General features: G+C 42.8%; 22 protein-coding genes and 1 pseudogene. 4 read left to right on the top strand and 19 right to left on the bottom strand.

Features of this window, described 5'->3' with window-relative positions:
* Window positions 1-30: 30 nt before the first annotated feature.
* Window positions 31-591: a helix-turn-helix domain-containing protein gene (locus M1D71_RS14840; RefSeq protein ID WP_458127105.1), complete on the bottom strand. Its 561-nt coding sequence runs from the start codon at window positions 589-591 to the stop codon at window positions 31-33.
* A 95-nt stretch (window positions 592-686) separates the two neighbouring features.
* Here M1D71_RS14840 and M1D71_RS14835 point away from each other — a divergent pair.
* Window positions 687-899, top strand: a pseudogene (locus M1D71_RS14835) (short-chain dehydrogenase); the annotation flags it as partial.
* Between the two features lie 357 nt (window positions 900-1,256).
* On the opposite strand, the gene M1D71_RS14830 reads toward M1D71_RS14835, so the two are convergent.
* From M1D71_RS14830 to M1D71_RS14785, 10 genes are all read right to left on the bottom strand, one after another.
* A complete protein-coding gene (locus tag M1D71_RS14830) occupies window positions 1,257-1,910 on the bottom strand; it encodes a GntR family transcriptional regulator (protein WP_458127104.1) in 654 nt (217 codons plus the stop codon).
* A gap of 155 nt (window positions 1,911-2,065) precedes the next feature.
* Window positions 2,066-3,070 (bottom strand): tyrosine-protein phosphatase, encoded by a 1,005-nt coding sequence (locus M1D71_RS14825; protein WP_458127103.1) that lies wholly within the window; start codon window positions 3,068-3,070, stop codon window positions 2,066-2,068.
* Between the two features lie 46 nt (window positions 3,071-3,116).
* Complete coding sequence (gene phnE / locus M1D71_RS14820; RefSeq protein ID WP_458127102.1) at window positions 3,117-3,956, bottom strand: phosphonate ABC transporter, permease protein PhnE; 840 nt, start codon at window positions 3,954-3,956, stop codon at window positions 3,117-3,119.
* Window positions 3,953-4,744 (bottom strand): phosphonate ABC transporter, permease protein PhnE, encoded by a 792-nt coding sequence (gene phnE / locus M1D71_RS14815; protein WP_458127101.1) that lies wholly within the window; start codon window positions 4,742-4,744, stop codon window positions 3,953-3,955. The genes phnE (M1D71_RS14820) and phnE (M1D71_RS14815) overlap by 4 nt, the downstream gene beginning before the upstream one ends.
* 1 nt (window position 4,745) lies before the next feature.
* The gene (gene phnC, locus M1D71_RS14810) at window positions 4,746-5,513 is read right to left on the bottom strand and encodes a phosphonate ABC transporter ATP-binding protein (protein WP_458127100.1); all 768 of its coding nucleotides are present in this window, start codon (window positions 5,511-5,513) and stop codon (window positions 4,746-4,748) included.
* Window positions 5,514-5,543: 30 nt separating this feature from the next.
* Complete coding sequence (locus tag M1D71_RS14805) at window positions 5,544-6,464, bottom strand: phosphate/phosphite/phosphonate ABC transporter substrate-binding protein (RefSeq protein ID WP_458127099.1); 921 nt, start codon at window positions 6,462-6,464, stop codon at window positions 5,544-5,546.
* Between the two features lie 632 nt (window positions 6,465-7,096).
* Window positions 7,097-8,569, bottom strand: coding sequence for an alpha/beta hydrolase family protein (locus tag M1D71_RS14800; RefSeq protein ID WP_458127098.1), 1,473 nt, complete (start codon window positions 8,567-8,569; stop codon window positions 7,097-7,099).
* Window positions 8,566-9,372, bottom strand: a complete 807-nt coding sequence (locus M1D71_RS14795; RefSeq protein WP_458127097.1) for a permease prefix domain 1-containing protein — start codon at window positions 9,370-9,372, stop codon at window positions 8,566-8,568. Before M1D71_RS14795 ends, M1D71_RS14800 begins: the two co-directional genes overlap by 4 nt.
* A complete protein-coding gene (locus tag M1D71_RS14790) occupies window positions 9,359-9,697 on the bottom strand; it encodes a PadR family transcriptional regulator (RefSeq protein ID WP_458127096.1) in 339 nt (112 codons plus the stop codon). Before M1D71_RS14790 ends, M1D71_RS14795 begins: the two co-directional genes overlap by 14 nt.
* Before the next feature lie 320 nt (window positions 9,698-10,017).
* The gene (locus M1D71_RS14785; RefSeq protein WP_458127095.1) at window positions 10,018-10,899 is read right to left on the bottom strand and encodes a LysR family transcriptional regulator; all 882 of its coding nucleotides are present in this window, start codon (window positions 10,897-10,899) and stop codon (window positions 10,018-10,020) included.
* 175 nt (window positions 10,900-11,074) lie between these two features.
* Here M1D71_RS14785 and M1D71_RS14780 point away from each other — a divergent pair, with 175 nt between their 5' ends.
* Window positions 11,075-11,869, top strand: coding sequence for an SDR family oxidoreductase (locus tag M1D71_RS14780; protein ID WP_458127094.1), 795 nt, complete (start codon window positions 11,075-11,077; stop codon window positions 11,867-11,869).
* A 53-nt stretch (window positions 11,870-11,922) separates the two neighbouring features.
* Here the strand turns inward: M1D71_RS14780 and M1D71_RS14775 are convergent, their stop codons facing one another.
* The 3 genes from M1D71_RS14775 to M1D71_RS14765 form a co-directional block, all read right to left on the bottom strand.
* Complete coding sequence (locus M1D71_RS14775) at window positions 11,923-12,537, bottom strand: hypothetical protein (protein ID WP_458127093.1); 615 nt, start codon at window positions 12,535-12,537, stop codon at window positions 11,923-11,925.
* Between the two features lie 761 nt (window positions 12,538-13,298).
* Window positions 13,299-13,649 carry a DUF2178 domain-containing protein gene (locus M1D71_RS14770; protein ID WP_458127092.1) on the bottom strand — a complete coding sequence of 117 codons (351 nt, stop codon included), beginning with the start codon at window positions 13,647-13,649 and terminating at the stop codon, window positions 13,299-13,301.
* Between the two features lies 1 nt (window position 13,650).
* Window positions 13,651-13,878, bottom strand: coding sequence for a helix-turn-helix transcriptional regulator (locus M1D71_RS14765; protein ID WP_458127091.1), 228 nt, complete (start codon window positions 13,876-13,878; stop codon window positions 13,651-13,653).
* Window positions 13,879-14,261: 383 nt separating this feature from the next.
* Between M1D71_RS14765 and M1D71_RS14760 the strand changes: the two genes are divergently transcribed.
* Together M1D71_RS14760 and M1D71_RS14755 are read left to right on the top strand one after the other, a co-directional pair.
* A complete protein-coding gene (locus M1D71_RS14760) occupies window positions 14,262-14,873 on the top strand; it encodes a TetR/AcrR family transcriptional regulator (protein WP_458127090.1) in 612 nt (203 codons plus the stop codon).
* 149 nt (window positions 14,874-15,022) lie between these two features.
* Window positions 15,023-15,481, top strand: coding sequence for a GNAT family N-acetyltransferase (locus M1D71_RS14755; protein ID WP_458127089.1), 459 nt, complete (start codon window positions 15,023-15,025; stop codon window positions 15,479-15,481).
* Window positions 15,482-15,689: 208 nt separating this feature from the next.
* Here M1D71_RS14755 and M1D71_RS14750 read toward each other — a convergent pair whose 3' ends face one another.
* The 5 genes from M1D71_RS14750 to M1D71_RS14730 form a co-directional block, all read right to left on the bottom strand.
* A complete protein-coding gene (locus M1D71_RS14750; RefSeq protein ID WP_458127088.1) occupies window positions 15,690-15,860 on the bottom strand; it encodes a hypothetical protein in 171 nt (56 codons plus the stop codon).
* Entirely contained in the window at window positions 15,857-16,018 is a 162-nt protein-coding gene (locus tag M1D71_RS14745; protein WP_458127087.1) for an antibiotic biosynthesis monooxygenase, read from the bottom strand. The genes M1D71_RS14750 and M1D71_RS14745 overlap by 4 nt, the downstream gene beginning before the upstream one ends.
* A 100-nt stretch (window positions 16,019-16,118) precedes the next feature.
* A complete protein-coding gene (locus M1D71_RS14740) occupies window positions 16,119-16,847 on the bottom strand; it encodes a hypothetical protein (RefSeq protein ID WP_458127086.1) in 729 nt (242 codons plus the stop codon).
* Window positions 16,844-17,557 (bottom strand): fluoroquinolone export ABC transporter permease subunit, encoded by a 714-nt coding sequence (locus tag M1D71_RS14735; protein ID WP_458127085.1) that lies wholly within the window; start codon window positions 17,555-17,557, stop codon window positions 16,844-16,846. Before M1D71_RS14735 ends, M1D71_RS14740 begins: the two co-directional genes overlap by 4 nt.
* Window positions 17,554-18,408, bottom strand: coding sequence for an ABC transporter ATP-binding protein (locus tag M1D71_RS14730; protein WP_458127084.1), 855 nt, complete (start codon window positions 18,406-18,408; stop codon window positions 17,554-17,556). Before M1D71_RS14730 ends, M1D71_RS14735 begins: the two co-directional genes overlap by 4 nt.
* Window positions 18,409-18,593 lie beyond the last annotated feature (185 nt).

The following is an 18,593-nucleotide window of genomic DNA, read 5'->3' as shown; positions in this document are numbered from 1 at the left end:
AGTTGTATTTAATAAGTGGACTTTCGACTTTTAGAAACCATATTTTAAAGATATATGGAGCACTGTTTCGCTATTCATATGATTGGTATAAGAGTGAGGATAATCTGCACGAAAACTGATCGTATCATATTGGTTCAATGTGTAAATCTCACCATTGACTTGTATCTCAATGGAACCAGTCATTACTGTCGCAATTTCAGTTGTATTCACATGATGACCTTCAGGGTAATACGAGCTATTTGGCTGTAAGTATGCCCGACACATTTCAATATCGTCGCTTTTAAAGACTGGTTCAATGATCCAGTTTTTTTCATCATTAGAAAACCGCAATCCCTCGCCTGCTCGATACAAACTAACAGGTTTCTCAGATTTGAACAAAGCCAAAAGCGGTAAAGATATTCCTTTTGAAATTTTCCATATCATTGCCAAAGTTGGATTTGTCTCGCCACGTTCGATATTTCCCAGAGTAAGTTTACTTACGCCCGTTAATTCCGATAAGTCGTCTAAGGTCATGTTTTTTTCTTTTCTGTACTTTTTCAATGCACCGCCGATTTGTAATACAATTTGTTTTGATTCATCGATTTCATTCATTTGATATTCACCTCACCAAGAAACTATATAGCTAGTATATTGTTTATCTAGATTCTTTTCCATACTTCCCTAACGTACTATATTGTCATCAACACCCGTGGGTTCAAAGCAACAACGATGAACCGCGTGCGATGCCACTTTCGTCATTCATTGATGCTACGATAAAGGTACTTGGTACGGATACAGATAAAGTTCTGGTCGAAGAAGCGAAAATGTTTCGAAATAACCCTGGCCCGAACCCGAACGAAGGTGTTTTTGTGACCCACCTTAACGATACGATGAAATCTGAACCTCCAAAGATTCATTAAATGTGTTGAACCCTTCCTTTACTCTGATTGGTGAGAGCCTCAATCGTTATGCCATAACGTTGAGACTGTAGATTTATTAATTTCCAGGAGCATTGGCGGATCATTCCGTTGTAGCACCCAACCGTTGTTACGTAAATATTAATTGAGTTTAAATTCTGACAGTATCATTATATAAAATGCAGTTAAGTCATATGAGCATCGAAGCATGTTTTTTGATCCTAATGCAGCAATTAATTCCCAGTACTCCTACAACAATCATTTTCCAAACCTTCCCCTAACAAAATAAGCTGCCCGTTAAGGCAGCCGCTTTTTAGTTCAGCAGAATTGACGTTAGCCATCCACCCACTAACTTCAAAATCAAAATTGCCCTGTAACAAGCATGCGTTCTCTGGTTATAGGAATGAGGGATAACACAACCTCTTGAGCTGCCTCATAATCATTACTGGATAATGCGTGCAGGGTATCCCGATTAATTCCGATCGCACTGTAGTGTTTGATATGCGGAGTTCGCTTGAAGCGGACGATGGAGTACATGTAAAGTTTATCCCGAAACGAGTCAAATGTGTTCAGCATTACGCCATTGTTCAAGGATTCAACGATCTCCCGCATGAAAAGAAAATGATGTTCGGTGTATAAGGCATAGTCATTCCTTTTCTCAGCGGTTCGCTGGACCTCAACATGAGCTGCAAGTGATTCAAGATTTAAGTAGATCTCTCGGTTCGGGTTTTTCATCATTTCGAAACAGTAAAAAAGCATGGATTGAATCTGTTCAATCAGATCAAGAAATTCCTTACCGCCTACATCCTTGACCAATACACCACGATTTTTGAGAGAAGTCACATAACCTTCTGATTCAAGGCGAGCAATGGCATGACGGATTGGTGTACGGCTCATTTGATACTCCTCCGCCAATTCGTTCTCTGAAAGCAGGGTTTCGGGCATTAATTCACCGCAAACCATTCGCTTACGAAGCATCATATATGCTGTATCGACAAGCGATATTTTGTTCATATTATATTCCCTTTCTCTCATTGATGAGGACTTCATTTGAATTTTAACGCGATCTACACATTTCATCCTATATTACCAGTCTTAGGAGAAGTTATGCAACCAGACTGAGGCAAGAAGGAGTCCAACACTGTATCCCAGTGTCTGGACTCCTTTTTTTAAACCAGATATTTGTTTTGAAGAGCTGTCCTTTGCTCGGCACTAATGCCTAGTCCCTCTTTAAGATACTGATCAAAAGAACCGTAGTTTTCGTCGACTGCTTCAAGTGCCGCTTGTATAAAGGCCGCTTTCATCATTTCCGGAATCACTCCCTTAAGTTCAGGCATTTGATCCATGTATTTTTGATAATCCTTGTTGCTTCCGGAGAGGAAGCGCTGCATGAGTCCATCCACCGCGAGATTCGTCAGTTCATAGTCTTCAATAACTACATCTTGCGGCACACCCAAGGTAAGAAGGATTACTGCACATACGACTCCGGTCCGATCTTTGCCGGCTGCACAGTGGAACAAGGAGGTATCCCGCTCTTCTTTTAATAGTTCATTTAGGATAAGTGCACATTTGTCCGTATTTAAGATCATGGCTTTGTAGCCTGCATGCAGATCATGTCCGATCTTCTGCATTTCCTCAGGACTTGCTTCCGCCATAAAGGGAATATTCGTGTTGATCGCATGGCCAATGGCTGGGCTTGGACGGCTAGCTACTTCAAAATCACTGCGCAGATCACAAATCCAGTCAATACCGAGCGCAGTGGCCGTATGCAGGTCCTGCTCACTAAGCTCATGCAGATCAGAAGACCGCAGCAGCATTCCCCATCGAGTTGTACGACCATCTTCTGTGAGATAACCGCCCATATCACGGAAATTAATTACTCCATCGGTGTAAATCATGCGATCGTTAATGGTTGATATCGACCCATTCGTGAACTTCACATGATAATAGTTTCGGCCAGGAGACACCGTTCTCGTAAATACGGTTCCTGCCGGGTCGATCTGTATATCAAGCAGCGTGCTGCTGGATTCAATCAATTCCGGTAGAACAGAATGGTAAACTGCCTCTGCCTCCATGTTCTCTTCCATATTCCAGGCTAACGTAATCCCGTTATTATCGCTATACCTGGCCTGAACCTGAGGGCCTTGTTTCAAAAGGGAATTAGATGTTGACATTGATATTCCTCCTCAAAGTGATATTCATCGTTATGAATTTGATGAATTAGTTTTGACGTGTTTTTAGCTTCATTTTGTATCGGTTTGCCACAAACTCCACGCTGAATACCATGACGAAAACGACCAATCCGACAAACAAAGCCGCCGCAAAGTTATAGGATTTCATGGCATGAGTCATCTCATATCCAATACCTCCCGCGCCAACCGCACCGAGAATAGTGGATTCGGCAATACCGCCTTCCAGCTGCAGCACGCACCAGGCAATAAAGGCTGTCTTCACGGTAGGCAAAATACCTTGCATGACAATCTGCAGCCAGCTGGCACCCGTAGACTGCATCGCTTCAAGTACGCCCTTATCGATTTCCTCCAGTGACTGGGCAAATACTTTGACAAGCATGCCTGCGGCAGAGACAGCAATCGCAAGCACTCCGGGGAGCGGTCCAAGACCAACGGACACGATAAAGATAAGGGCCCACACAATTGTGGGAATCGCACGAAGCAAGGAAGCAGCGCTTCGAATGATCCAAGCGACGAACGGATGAGGTGTCAAATTGCTTGCAGCCAAAAAGGAGAGAAAGAACGCTACGACGATACCCAGCACCGATCCAAGAATAGCAACTTGCAATGATTCTACAGCAGCGAGCAGGACATGGCGCCAGGCCGAGAAATCAGGTGGAAACATGGTTCCCATGTAACCGCCGAGTTTCGTAAAGCCTTGGGCAATCTTAGAATAGTCGAACTGCAGCTGAACGAGACTGAACACAAAAAGCACAGCAATAAGCGGCAGACCGATCACGAACAGCTTGTTTCTTTTTGGCTTGGGTGGCTCTGGTATGGAAGTATACAGCGTAAAAGATGGCTTCGTTTCGTTCATCTGCATACTCATATGATTCGCTCCCTTACACGATTGGTGATCATTTCCACAATGAGGACGATAACGAGTACAAGCAGAACGGCCATGCTGGCTTCCTGATACTGAAACAATTTCAATTTCGATTGCAAAATAAATCCGAGGCCACCGCCTCCAACCATGCCTACAATCGTAGAAGCACGTACGTTGATTTCGAAGTTGTACAAGCTCCAGCCGATAAACCCAGGTAAAAATTGTGGAAATACAGCTTGGGACAATACTTGAAAATAACTTCCGCCAGTAGCACGAACCGCTTCTACCTGCCCCATATCAATCTCTTCAAGCACCTCGGCAAAGGAACGAGTCAACATCCCGATCGAGATCAAGATCAGCGACATCGTACCAACTACAGCACCAAGTCCAAACGCAGCAACAAGCAGAATCGTCCAGATAATTACCGGAATGTTACGAAACAGTGATGTAGCCGCACGAACAAAGACCTGAAGGTAAGGGTGTGGGCTTGTCGTGGCCGCGGCTAAAAAGGATAACATCCCTGCTACAACCGACCCGATGACCATCGCCACCACACTCATATAAAGGGTCTGCATGGCAGGTTCAATGAGCTGGGAAAGTGAAGATAAATCAGGTGGAAGAAAATCAAAAAAGATAAATCGGAAGCTCTCTCCTACCCCTACGAACAAAGCTCCAAATGAAAACTCTGCGCCGATGGAAGACCAGATGATGAGAGCGAACAGCACGATAAAAAAGAATATCGTCTGAGTGCGTTTCATTTTTCGGGCAGATTGCAAATGAGCCGCATTCATGTCAGGCTGTCTCCTTCACTTTGGGATTGGTCTGGTTGTAAATGAGCCGGATTATATCTTCCGTCAGTTCATCAGGTGTCCCGTCAAACACCTTGGACCCTTTATGGATACCGATGATACGGGTTGCGTATTTCTTCGCGATATCTACCTGATGAAGATTGCACAGGCAGGCAATGCCTTCCTCTTTGCAAATCGTATACAAGTAATGCATAATCGTCTCTGAGGAAGCGGGGTCGAGACTGGCTATGGGTTCATCTGCCAATATCAAGTCCGGCTTTTGAGAAAGTGCACGTGCAATCCCCACTCTCTGCTGCTGACCTCCACTGAGTTCATCTGCCCTCTTATACATCTGTTCATGTAAACCAACACGGTGAAGCATAACCTTGGCGGCTTCTGTATCTGCTTTTGAGTAAAGACCCAGTGCCCCTTTCAGCGGATTCATGTAGCCTAATCGTCCATGCAGCACGTTATTAAGAACAGACACGCGGGTGACCAGGTTATATCCCTGAAAGATCATGCCCATATGGCGGCGAAGCTCACGGAGCTTTTTGCCCTTGATGCCCATCGTTTCACTGCCTTTAAACTGAATCTTTCCGTTTGTCGGCTCGATCATTCGGTTCAGGCTGCGTAGCAAGGTGCTCTTCCCGGCTCCGCTCGGTCCAATGACGACAACGAACTCTCCAGCATTAATCGTTAGGTTCAAGTTATCAAGAGCTTTTGTTCCGTCGGAATATACCTTGGACAACCCTTCCACCTGTAAAAGTGTCATTTTAATTTCTCCTCCTTTCAAGTTCGAATTCTACTTCTTCAGCAGTTCTTCAGGGGACATATCCAGTGCTTTGGCGACTTCCCGGATTGGATCAAAGTCACTGTCACTGCCTTCTACAAAACGGGCTGCGCCGACACTTTCCAAAAATTTAGGATTTTTCGTATCGTAATCCAGCATAAGATCACGCAGCTGTGTAACCAATTCCTCTGGCAAGTCTTGACGATAAAGCAGTGGAGCTCCACCGACGATCGGATCGGATTCGGCAATCACGCGGAAATCGTCCTCTTTAATAAGTCCTGATTCTGCCATCATCGGCACCATGAGACTTGACGTTCCAATCCCATCTGCATTACCGTTTGCCAGTGCAAGCAGTGATTTGTCATGTCCACCGGAGAACGCTACACTGCCGAAAAAGGAATCCAGTTCCTTATTGGAAAGACCAAGCTCTTTCATTAATGTGGCACGTGGGTACAGATTGCCTGATGTTGATGCCGGATCGGCAAACAAAAAATCTTTTCCTTTTAGGTCCTGTACACTTTGATATGGAGAGTCCTTACGAACAAGGATGACCGTATTTGATTGTTGATCACTTTCGGAACGGACAAGCAGTTTGGCATTGGCTCTTTCCGTAGCGATGATGTAACCAAACGGCCCGATCAGTCCAATTTCAATTTTGCCTGCACGCAGGGCTTCGATAACCATGTTATAGTCTTCAGCTACAAAAATTTGTGCAGGAATGCCGGTTGCTTCAGTAATGTCAGTTGCAAGCTGTTCCTGAGAACGGTTCATCTCGCCCTCTTCGCTTGGCATAATACCGATTCGGATTACTTCTGGCATGCCGCCTTCACTTGAGCTTGAACTTGCTGATGCCCCGCATCCAGACAGGATGACAAGCATAAATACAAGCGAGAGGATCAAGCTTTGATAACCTTTACGTTTACTATTTTTCACAATGTATACCCTCCTGAAATTTGGTTGCTTCCATACCGGATTCTCTGGTACACAAGTAGGATACAAGTTGAATGTAAGAAGAATGATTTGGTAAGTTACCGAATTTGTAAAACTTTATAAGGGTATCTGACGTCTCTTGATAATCGAGGGTATCAATTGCCTATTGTGGTTTGAACTACATGTGTATTTTTATTTAAATGTACATCTAATCGGTAATCAGACTATGTTCTTGTCCATTTCGGCAATCGGTACAAGTTCTAGTCCTTGGCTTGGGACAAGAACTTGTACCGATAAACTAAAAAAGCCGCTATAATAGCGACTTCAATGGAACCATGTTCTTGTCTCTCGACATCAATGGGAATATGTTCTTGTCCCCCGACACCGTTAAACTTTTGCAATTCGCAAAGTATTCCCTGGCTCGAACCACATAAGACGATTAGGGAAGTAACCCAGCAAAACATATAGTGTTCGGGACATAGAGTTAAGAAAGTGCGTGTTCGCTTTATCAATTTGTACCCTGCGGAGTATTTTTTATTTCGTATGGATAAATACGTAATTCGTGCTTTGCATTGAGAATAAAGCCCTCGTCGTCTAAGGTGGTCAGAATGATCCTCATGCATCTCGTTCATTATTTAAAACCTTTCAATATGATAAAGGTCACTTTCCAAATTGTCCATATGCAGCAATGCCCCTTCCTCGCCTACCAGGTTCTCTGTAAAGAAAGCCAGGAGCAGCTCGTTAATCGATTGGTGTAGCTTATTGTTATCGATCACCCTGTTTTCGAGTAAAGGGGAGTATAACGGCATATCCGTAAAATCCAGATGATCAGCTTCCGGAAACACAACCTTATATCCCCCATTACGAACTGTAGCTAGTATACCTTCAGATACTTGCTGCGCAATAGCTTCATATCTCATCTGAGAGGAAATCCCATATTCAGCAGGATCTGACCATATGCTCTCCGGCATAGTTGAACTCATAAAATATTCCGTATCACCCGTGATCATATACATGAAGGGCTGCTGTAAACCTTCTATCAGTTCTCCATAAGGGAAGCCATCCATATTAACGCCGGCTTTAATTCTTGGCTCCAGTCGCATAACTTGGGCCGTCAATGCGCCCCCCATCGAATGACCCAACATCCCGATTTTATTTAGGTTCAATTTACCGCTTAATCGACCATGCGGATCTTCTGTCTGAATCGTATTCAATTCATCGATAATAAATTGTATATCCTTCAACAACACCTCATCGATGGCGATCTTCATCAAGTCCCAATTGTCTGCCATCCCCAATTCCACCATTCCTGATGCAAGGCCACCTTCAGACAGCACAGAGGGCAGCATATTATAATGAGGGTGCTCAACACCAACTACGATAAATCCATGACTGGCTAATTCTTCGGCGAACGTTGTATTACTAAATCCCGACATTCCATACCCATGTGAAAGTATGAGTACGGGATATTGTTGTAGATCCTTTGCCACCGGAACAGCATCGTAAGCATGCCCTTCTACTTGATGAACTACATTGGCAAGCAGTTCATTTTCCAAAGAGAGGCTTGCGGAAAGGACATTTTCAATCTCCGATGCATATGGCGCCTTAATTGCATTTAGAGTGGTTTCTGCAGGATACCATACTCTGGATTTCAATTGTCGATTATCCTCCTCTGGGGTATTCACTTCTTCCCTGGATGAGTCTATCCAATGATAGTTAAGTACGCCTACTGCATGAGTACCTGTAGGTTTGGCAAGTTCCACATGTGGAACAACGTAGCCCGGAACTATGATGACTACTATTACAAGCAGTGTGCATAAGCATGCCAATAAAATACGAACCGACCGTCTTTTCACTTTACTCGGCAGAGATCTAGCACGGATAAGACGGCCTACGTTAAGCACAAGGAGTATTCCATAAAGGGTATACAAAGGAATCATAAAGAAGTTAAAGCTATCGAACACAAAATGGAATATCCCTACGATAATTCCCACAACTAAGCTGCTCAATCTTACCCCTAAGTTATACCGATGGAAATTGAGGAATAATTGTACCGCTAACACGATCAGTACAGCAAAAAGACCCATCTCCCACAAACTTGTATTCACACTAACTTCCCTCCCCTCCAAATAAACAGCCACAACTTCCGAAAGATTGAAACCCATAACCAGACCCGCTCCGATCCAATCCATTGCTGAAGGAATCCATATAACATCATGACGTAGAGGAAGATCAATTTGCTCTCAGGGCCTGGCAAATAACTATAGAACATCAGGGCAATGCCCACAAATGTCCAATACGTAAAGCTCACCTTGATAATTTTACCCCTGTGGCTAACGCACAATATAATCCAAAATCCATGAATTATACCCCATGTAAAAATGCTACTCACTTCTATGAACGATGTACCAAACCATAAATTCGTATCTTGAAATATTCGGTACATCGCATACAGGTATGCCAGCATGGATGCTAGAATGGGCAACATCAACCCTTGCAACTTATTAATAATTAAATGATAGAATAAGGAAGCCAACGTCATATAAACGATTGGACAGATTACATGATCAAGTTGGAATGAAGCGTTGTTTATGATGTAGGGTCCCAGCAACGCACAGATCATAATTACTATCCAAAGAAAGCTTTCTAGCAGAAGAAAATGTTGCACAGCAGGACCATAGGATCGGTTAATCTCACCCTGGAGATGGGCTACACCTCCAAATTGACGAAGCGTTTCTTCTGCCGCTTGCGGTGGTGACAATCCCCCCTCTAACCTACCGTAATAGCTTTCGTAGAGATGTTGACGGTACTCCTCTTCAATATCCCTTTTATCCTTCAAGCGTATGGTTAACCTTGTAACAAGCTTTCCGATGTAGTCTTCAATAACCTCAACGCGGTCATATTTGTGCATGTCGATCACCAATAAACCGATTCATTACTGTCTGGAATTTCTCCCATTCAATGGCTTTCATAGAAAATTGCTGGGTTCCCAAATCCGTAAGCGTGTAGTACTTGCGCCGTGGACCGTCCTTTGAGTCTACCCAATAGCTTCTCACCCAGCCTTGTCGCTCCAGCCGTTTCAAAGCCGGGTATAAGGTTCCTTCATTAAAACGAAGAAAGCCTTCACTTAAACGTTCAATTTCCAAAGCTATCTCATAACCATATCGATCCTGCTTCCTTAACAAGGACAATAAAATCGTTTCCGTATTCCCTTTCAAGAGTTCCGTACTTCCCATTATCCCAACCTCCAATCTACATAGAATCACGATATACCCCTACATTGTAATTCTATGTAGCCCTTATTACAATACCCTTTTACCTCATGCACACATATACGAGCAGTTTCATCCTTTTTCCAATACTTTGCATCTTGAAGGCACTGCCCGTTAGTTCAACAAAAGCAGCTGGTCCATTTAAAATGAATTAGCGTGCGAAAATCGACTAGATACCGTTTATTCGATAATAGGAACATGTCCTTGTCCCTCGACAGTAGGTGCTCTTCTTAATAATTTCAATCTCACACTTGAGCGTTATTTAGAAACTAAAATTTCCGGCTTCATTCTCCTTGATGTAAAGTTTCAACATATGTAATAAACCTTTTAGCTGCTGGGGAAATATGATGATCTTCTCTCCACTTCAATCCGATTTCCCAGTACCAACCTTCATCAATGATTGGGATCCAGACCAATCCATCTAACATCAAACCCAATGTCTTAGGCAATACTGATACACCAAGACCCGACTTTATAAAACCGGCTACAGTGATCAGGTCCTCCGCTTCATAGGCCGAAGCAAGAACAAATCCGGTATGTCGGAACCGGGACATAATCGTCGCTTTTAATCCGCAGTTGTTTTTCAATCCAATAAATGGCTCGCCAGACAGCTCAGCCAAACTAAGAGCGCTACAATCTGCATAACGATGTTGGGAGGGAACAACAATATATAAAGGAACATTTTGAACAGTCATCCAGTGATGATTATCCAAAGTAGATTCCCTCGATGTAATCATAACATCCGAAAATCCTTGCTCCAGATGTTCATCTATATCCCCTAAGTTCCCTTGTGTCAATTCGAACCGAACTTTGGGATACTCCAATTGATAACTCCGAATTAGGCCAGGGATCAATTCAACACCGAGAATGTTTAGATAAGACAACGTAATCACACCAGTATCCGGATTGGACCACTCTTCTATTTCCCTTAGGCCATTTTCAATATTTTGTAGGGCTCTACCAATCCATTTAGAAAACATGGTACCGTTTCGGTTCAGTTTTATATTTCGTCCATTTCGCTCAAATAAAGGAGCTCCTATTTCGTTTTCAAGCTTGGCAATTGCATGACTTAACGCTGGCTGAGTAATACCAAGTGTTTTGGAAGCTAAGGTCATATGTTCAAGCCGTGCAACGGTCATAAAGTATTCTAATTGTGTAAATTCCATTAAATTATCCCCTATACATTAATATTATTCATCATTTTCATTATTATAATAAATTGGACGTTATGAAAGTAGCAAGTGTAGTATTAGTTTTAGCTCCTCTCGAAAAACACATCAAGGTTAAGGGACAGAGCGATTCTAAATTAATCATTGAATACCATTACTAGGAGGAATAGATATGAATAAAGAATTTGAGTTCTCTGCATCAGAATTTGAAGGCAAGAAGGTGCTTGTAACCGGAGGAACAAAGGGAATGGGACAAGCCGTTGTAAGAAGGCTTGCAAACGGCGGAGCTACAGTCCTTACTACTGCCCGTTCTCTATCTACTGACTTGACGAATTCGGTCAAATTTGTTCAAGCTGATGTCACCACACCTGAAGGTATACAGCAAGTAATTACAGCAGTAAAAGAGCAACTTGGAGGTATCGATATTATTGTCCATTGCGTAGGTGGATCAACCACACCACCAGGAGGCTCACTTGTATTGAGTGATGAGGATTGGCTTCATGCATTAAATTGGAATTTACTCGCAGCAGTTCGACTTGATCGCGGCTTAATTCCACTTATGTTAGAAAATAATTCAGGCGTTATTCTTCATTTCACTTCCATTCAAAGACGTTTGCCTTTATATGAAACTACACTGGCTTATGCATCGGCAAAAGCCGCTTTGGCTAATTATAGCAAAGGATTATCGAATGAATTTTCTCCTCAGGGAATTCGAATAAATACTTTGTCTCCCGGGTTTATTCAGACAGAAGCAGCTGACGCATTAATTGATCGGATCGCAACGGAAACCGGAAGTCGAGAAAGTGCACTCGAACAACTTATGAGTTCACTCGGAGGTATTCCAATTGGTCGGCCAGGGTTTCCTGAAGAAGTCGCTGAACTGGTTGCATTTTTGGTCTCAGACCGAGCAGCATCCATTACAGGTAGTGAATATGTCATAGATGGGGGAACTATTCCTACAGTCTAATTAGCATTAATAAAGGGAGTGAACAATATGGATCTCAATCATTATCCCTTTTATTACTTTTCTCCAACATGAAACACACCAATTTCAGTTTCACCATCAACATCAAACAGCGGAATATCACGACCATCTGGTGATCTACTGTTCTGTATTGCAATGGCTTCCTCGGGTGATCTCGGTAACTCACCGTCTAAGTCTTTTTTTAGCACATATCCTGCAGTGCCATCCTCACCTATAGCACTGATTAATTCAGGTTCCGTTTCTGGAGAAGTAGCATCTGCGCTTGAACCGTAGGTCTGTCCGTTTTTATTTTTAGGATAGTTCATATTCTTAGGGCTAATATGAAAAGGACCAATTATGTTTTTCCCATAAACATCATACAGTGGGACATCACCAGGTTCACCGAGATAATCTTTTTTCAGCAAGTACCCTTTAATGCCATTCACACTTCCTGCATAGATTAAGTCAGGTAGTATTTCAAAGGAGTTGGACTCTTTAATCGTACCGAATGTCAGTCCATGTTCATTTTCAGAATAGTCGATAGGCGTTATGTGACTTGGATTAATCGTATTTTTAGCACTTGAATTCTGGAATACCATCAGACCGCCTGATACACTAATGATAAAAACCACAAAAAGCGATAATAGGGCGTCCTTAGAGTACATTTTCATAACTGTTCACTCCTCATTCTTTATTAGCTCTTTACTCTATAGCCACACTTCCGTGCTCTTCACATTCTAAACGTTACCAATCCATGGAGAGTTACGGTAATCTAATCGTTAATTAAACAAAAGCAACGATACACTTCAAGAAGTAATCCAATTATGGGGTAATTGCCTTCGATCCCTCGAACTATGGAAGGAACTTCGCGAACTTTGGTACAACACTTTATTGATAAATGGCATGGTCTATTTCGGTTGAGAGACTTAAAACCGGTACTCCACTCCATGAACCGGATCATACAACATTCTTTGGTGGGGACAGCAAGGTACACTGACTGTCCGACACTCAAATGAACAATAATCTTTTCAGTAAAGGAACCCAGTTCTTGCCCTTAGCTTGGGACAAGAACTGGGTTCCTTAAAACAAAAAAAGCCGCTTTAATAGCGACTTGAATGGAACAATGTTCTTGTCCCGCGACAAGTAAATCATCAAGGCAGCGTAATCATTTAAATGCTTCACACAAGAATATCTCCTGCCAGAAACATAATGAAGAAGCCTGATCCACATGGATCAGGCTTCTTCATTATGTTTCTGGTAGTCACCCTAATCCTGATGCGGGAAGCGCTTTTTCACACATTTATGGATCATTTTCATAAAGTTCATACAATACCTGTTTATGGTCTCTACAATTTACGGCGACGATCATAGCATATTTACTAGCATTGTCTAATCCTCAATCTATAGTTGAGTATCCTTCCCTGACCTTTTCTTATGAAAAATCTTTTTTATATTGGACGGCTAGGTAAATACCACCAGCTAAAAATGCCAGTGTATATTTGAACAAGAAAAAGATGGTCCACATATCGTCTTTAGGAAAAATCATGTCACATAGAATAATTGCCAACAGCATATATGAACCGCTTTTCAAAAAGATTTTATTTGTCCGTTCGTCGTCTTGCCCAATCTTCTTATAAAATACATAGGCGAAAATCGCACTACCCATAATCAGTAAAAAACCAACTCCAATGAGAATATTCCAATTTCCTGTGGATTGTTCAGCCCAGGACTTTAAAGGGGAAAAAATTGCGTTGTGGATATCTGAGATAGACTTAGTTATCATTTTAATCATTTCCTTTCACATAAGTAAAAATATCGTTTACATCAACACTAAAAAATTCGGCAATTCGAAAAGCTAACAGCAGAGTCGGAACATAATTTCCTTTTTCCATCACGAAGATGGTTTGTTTGGAAACCCCGACTTTCTCTGCTAATTCTTGCTGAGACATTCTGGCAAGTACACGATATTCATAGACCTTATTTGATATCGAATCACCAAAATCTTTCTTCATGACAACCACCTCTTGAATTAGATTATAAACTCGATTTTTATAAAAGTAAAGTAAACTTATATAAAAGAAATAAATGATTTTACTTATGGTTAGGTTACTTTGATCTAAAAGAGCCAGAATATTGAGAGGACTTCACGAAATCCATGATTCCGTCAGGTTCACATATCGATTGGGAAAAAGTCTGGTTTATAGTAGTGCCTAAATCATTGTGTTATCCTGCCCGTTAGCTGAACATAAACAGCCGATCACGGTGATGGGCTACCTTCGATTTGCTCGCGATTCTAACGGCTCATCTACCGCATTCTACTCCACGTTACACGTTGACTATTTGCTTCAATGATTTTATAATGAATAAAAATTCATTCATTAAAGGAGCGGCCAAAGTGCCCCGTACACCTGAACAATACGAGGCCATGCGCCTTGTAACCCGCACCAAAATCCAGACAGCGGCGATGCGGCTGTTCGTTCGTCAAGGATACGGCTCCACCAATGTGCAGCATATTGCCGATCAGGCAGGCATTAGCACCGGTCTGCTGTACCGCCATTACAAAACAAAGGATCAGCTATTCGAGGAACTGGTCCAGTTCGCCATGACCGGACTTGAGACGCTGATCGCGAAATTTCAGACCTGTGATGAGCCTGCTGAGGAACTTGCACGGTTCGCGAACGAGGTGTATCTCGATCTCTCTTCCGGCGATGACTTGGGACACCTCTTATTGCTGATGTCACAATCCTTCTTCTCCACGGAGACGGATGGTCGGAAAGAGGCTCTCAAGCAGATCAATACCGATCTACTGCAAGCGACTGCCGCGCTCATCGTCCAAGGACAGCGGCAGGGCAAGCTACGTGAAGGGAACGCTTTTGAGATGGCGCAATATTTCTTTTCCTCCATTCAGGGACTGGCGATGATGAAGGTGATGCTGGAGGAAAAATTCACGATGCCGTCGAGATCGCTCTTGACCTTAGTATTCGAAAAGGAAGGTGAAACGTTATGAAGTACTCGGGCGTATTTGAGGTTGTCCGCGCAGACCGCGCGGGTGTAGAGGTCAGAAACCAGATGGCGGAGATTTTCGCTGACGGCTTCTCGCAGTGGCTCACGTATTTCTCTAAAGACCGAGATGTCATCGCAAAGGCGTTCGCCCATATGTTCGTGCTAGATCAATTTTATGTGGCTCTTGATGGCGATCGGGTGACGGCCTTCGGCGCATGCACGGACTGTCAGAGCTTCTCCCTAGAACTTCAGAGCGCACCGCTCCGTCGACATCTGGGTTGGTTTAAGGGTTCGATGGCCGCACTCATTCTGAAGAGGGAGTTCCAAAAGCCGTTTGTTGACCCGCCGCCTGAAACGGGCTCAGTCGAGTTTATCTGTACTGCCTTATCCTTCCGCGGACAAGGAGCGGCTTCGGCAGTTATTACACATATGCTAGTTCATTTGCCATACCGTAACTATCTCATAGAAGAGGTTGCCGATACCAATGTCCCGGCCATCCGATTGTATGAGAAGCTGGGGTTCATGGAGTACAAACGCAAGTCGCTATCTCCCAGGCAGGCCCGCATATCTGGTATTAATCACATGGTCTCGTTGTGTTTGGAGAAGGCCTAAGCCACAACAAGCCTGAACAACTTGCGCTGATAACATTACGGAACGGCATTCCCCCATGATTTGAGGACTTGATCGAGCGCTTCGCCGAACATACCGTCGTAAGCCGGAGTATGGATCCCGTCGGGGCTCAGTACGTTCAGTCGTATTCCTGTACCTTTCAAATCCATGATCCAGCACCTGAACTTAAAGTGTTAAGGATTCAACGCCATCACGCATTCGTTATATGACTTCCCCATTCGCCCTTTGGTTGCAACCAGCTAACGCTTCTATCCACAATTAATTCGCCCAGTGCTTCTTCATAATTCTTACGATATGGCTTAATGAATTCTTCCGCTAGCCAGCTATCTCTCGTGCCCTGCCATGTTTCATAAATGATCAAGTCATCCGTCTATCCAGATCGTCCGAAACAATGGCACTAATGAATGCCTTCTCGGATGACATCTCTTCAATAAGGGAAGATAGCGCCTTGCGGAATTCTTCTTTTTTTCCTGGTTTAGCTTTGAATCGAATATTCAGTTGGACTTGTTGATTGGACATGTGGACTCCTCCTATAAGAGTTTCATATTTTTGCAGTCTAGTTGGAAACCCGCTTGCCCAATCCGTTATCATGAGAAGTGTCTTTTTTCGTGGAATATATCTAGTCTGCTCTTTTAACAAACACCCGGATTATCATCATCAGTATGGCAATATGAAAAATAAATCCTACACTAAAATAAGTCAATGCAGCAAATGATTCACCCGATATTCCTGTCATAAAAACCATTGCTGGCCAATAGGTAGGGATCCAAATGCCTACCCATTGCCATGGATGTGGCACAAAGAAAATAACAATAGGGCCAGCAATAAATAAAAGCGCACCTATCTTGTATAAAGCTAATCCCTCTACTTTATTGGCAGAGTAAGCCGCCACCAGCAGTGCAAACCATGGCGCTTCTATGGCCAATAACAATAGCATAAGCAAAATCTCCACACGGAACTCGGTTAGTCCTGAGCATATTATAAACATCACGGTCAGCACGGCACTTAAGATTGAAGGCAAAGTTAATCTGTAAGACAGATAACCTCTTTTCATAAGCGGGGTTACTGCAAAATAGGAGATGAGGTTTTCATCTCGTTCATCCAACATTAATAATCCAGTCATCATACCTAATAGCATGGGGATGGTTACAACCAGAAGAACTGCAGTAAAGTCTCTGAACTCGTTTAAATCGAAAGAGTAACTTGCCTGCAGCCATTGAGCTACCATTGGAAATCCAAACCGAGTGAGTAAGATTAAGATCACTGGGCCCAAAAAGCCAACCAGTAGTACCGGATCCGTTCCTGCGTGACGGATATCGTTCATCAAAAGTACTCGGTACCGATTCACTTTCCAGCTCCCCTTTCCCCAATTTCTCCTAAAACATACTTCTTATAAGAAAGTTTAGCCCAGCTATAGATCGCATAATTCCAAATGATCAAAACAAAAAAAGCATAAAGAATCTCTTGCATTGACAAAGGAGAGAATGCGGATCCTAAAAGAAGTAATGTACCCTCCGTTGGGAGAATCTGAAATAGCCAAGTATTCCATACATCAAAAAAAGCAAGCAAAGGAAGCAATAATGGCAACGCATAGACTTGAGACATCAGGATAAAACCGTTAATCGTCTGGTATCGAACGACAACCCCGATCGATAATAACGTCATCAGACTCGAAGTTAACACCACACCCGCTGAAAACAAAAAAGGGGATTCCGGAACTCCAGTTGATGTAGTATGAATCACCCACGCCGCGATCAGAGATAAAACAGATAATGAAGCTACTTTGGCGAATAAATAATCACGAATATGGATAGGTGTAACAAAAAGGGGATCGTGAACTCCCTGATCTCGCTCTAGAAGCAAGATCCCTCCAGCAAAAATCAATCCCAATGCACTCGGATCGCTAAAAGTTAACACAATGACGGTTTTTTCCAAGTACTCATCAGGGACAAAGTTCAGCAATGTCCAATAACAGGCACACACAAAGGCATACACGATATAAAATCCATGGCGCCACTGGAATCTGATATCAAAAGTAAAGGCAGAAATGAATCTCATACGAGCTCTCTCCCTGTAACTTCAATAAATATTTGCTCCAGTGAAGCCTCTTGGGAATGAATCGTCTCAATTGAATAATTTCGTATAAGACTTAAAAATATTTCATTATCCCCTAGTCCCTGCTGGGGAAAAGCTGCGCTAATTAATTCCCCTTCTTGACGATATTCAACCCTGATTCTTTTTTGTCCCTTACGCAGTTTAAGTTCCCGAGGGGAATCGATCAGTTTGATTTGTCCATCCACGATAAAAGCTACACGATCACATAATTCCTCTGCTGCTTGCATGTTGTGTGTTGTTATTAGAACCGTTTTACCTTCTTCTTTTTTCTCCAGAATGAGATCCTTCATCTGTTTGGCATTGACCGGATCCAAACCTGAGGTCGGTTCATCCAGGAAGAGAATATCAGGGTCATTCAAAAGTGCACGGCAAAAATTCAAACGCATCTTCATCCCTTTTGATAGTTGAGACACCCTCAGATTAGCTGCTTGATCCAAACCCACTTGCTCCAATAACCCTTTCGGGTCCTCTGTTCGCCCAGCATAAAGTGACCGGAAGAGTTTTAAATTTTCCAACACAGAAAACTTGGAGTAAAAGTTTGGAAATTCAAAGGCGACTCCAATTCGTTCATAGTAGTCAGGTCTGATATCCTTGATCTCTATATCCATCACCTTAACACTGCCTTGATACCCTTTCAGAACACCTATCAATATTTTTTGTGTTGTACTTTTTCCAGCTCCTGATGGACCAAGAAAACCAAAGATCTCACCCTTAGGAATATGGAAATCCATACTATGAATTGCAGGCTCTGTTTGTCCCGGATACGTAAATTTAAGGTTCCGTACATCAATCACACCCAATCATCCTTCCCGTCTTTCAACAATGGTTCAATGTACTTACAATTTCGCAACACTCCATCGATCGATAGATCCACAACTAAAATATGAAGATGGTCATTTGATCAGTCCTTCATAAAAACACATCATCTCCTTTTGAGAATTTACGTTAGTATTAAGCCAAAAAAAGACAAAAGGAGCCC

This window comes from Paenibacillus sp. Z3-2 (genome assembly GCF_054161325.1).
This window is presented reverse-complemented; position numbering and strand designations above follow the sequence as displayed.

Excerpts from the sequence above, each read along its gene's own strand:
- M1D71_RS14840 (WP_458127105.1), bottom strand. The coding sequence starts at position 591 with ATGAATGAAATCGATGAATCAAAACAAATTGTATTACAAATCGGCGGT.
- M1D71_RS14830 (WP_458127104.1), bottom strand. The coding sequence starts at position 1,910 with ATGAACAAAATATCGCTTGTCGATACAGCATATATGATGCTTCGTAAG.
- M1D71_RS14825 (WP_458127103.1), bottom strand. The coding sequence starts at position 3,070 with ATGTCAACATCTAATTCCCTTTTGAAACAAGGCCCTCAGGTTCAGGCC.
- phnE (WP_458127102.1), bottom strand. The coding sequence starts at position 3,956 with ATGAGTATGCAGATGAACGAAACGAAGCCATCTTTTACGCTGTATACT.
- phnE (WP_458127101.1), bottom strand. The coding sequence starts at position 4,744 with ATGAATGCGGCTCATTTGCAATCTGCCCGAAAAATGAAACGCACTCAG.
- phnC (WP_458127100.1), bottom strand. The coding sequence starts at position 5,513 with ATGACACTTTTACAGGTGGAAGGGTTGTCCAAGGTATATTCCGACGGA.
- M1D71_RS14795 (WP_458127097.1), bottom strand. The coding sequence starts at position 9,372 with ATGCACAAATATGACCGCGTTGAGGTTATTGAAGACTACATCGGAAAG.
- M1D71_RS14790 (WP_458127096.1), bottom strand. The coding sequence starts at position 9,697 with ATGGGAAGTACGGAACTCTTGAAAGGGAATACGGAAACGATTTTATTG.
- M1D71_RS14785 (WP_458127095.1), bottom strand. The coding sequence starts at position 10,899 with ATGGAATTTACACAATTAGAATACTTTATGACCGTTGCACGGCTTGAA.
- M1D71_RS14780 (WP_458127094.1), top strand. The coding sequence starts at position 11,075 with ATGAATAAAGAATTTGAGTTCTCTGCATCAGAATTTGAAGGCAAGAAG.
- M1D71_RS14775 (WP_458127093.1), bottom strand. The coding sequence starts at position 12,537 with ATGAAAATGTACTCTAAGGACGCCCTATTATCGCTTTTTGTGGTTTTT.
- M1D71_RS14770 (WP_458127092.1), bottom strand. The coding sequence starts at position 13,649 with ATGATAACTAAGTCTATCTCAGATATCCACAACGCAATTTTTTCCCCT.
- M1D71_RS14765 (WP_458127091.1), bottom strand. The coding sequence starts at position 13,878 with ATGAAGAAAGATTTTGGTGATTCGATATCAAATAAGGTCTATGAATAT.
- M1D71_RS14755 (WP_458127089.1), top strand. The coding sequence starts at position 15,023 with ATGTTCGTGCTAGATCAATTTTATGTGGCTCTTGATGGCGATCGGGTG.
- M1D71_RS14745 (WP_458127087.1), bottom strand. The coding sequence starts at position 16,018 with ATGTCCAATCAACAAGTCCAACTGAATATTCGATTCAAAGCTAAACCA.
- M1D71_RS14735 (WP_458127085.1), bottom strand. The coding sequence starts at position 17,557 with ATGAGATTCATTTCTGCCTTTACTTTTGATATCAGATTCCAGTGGCGC.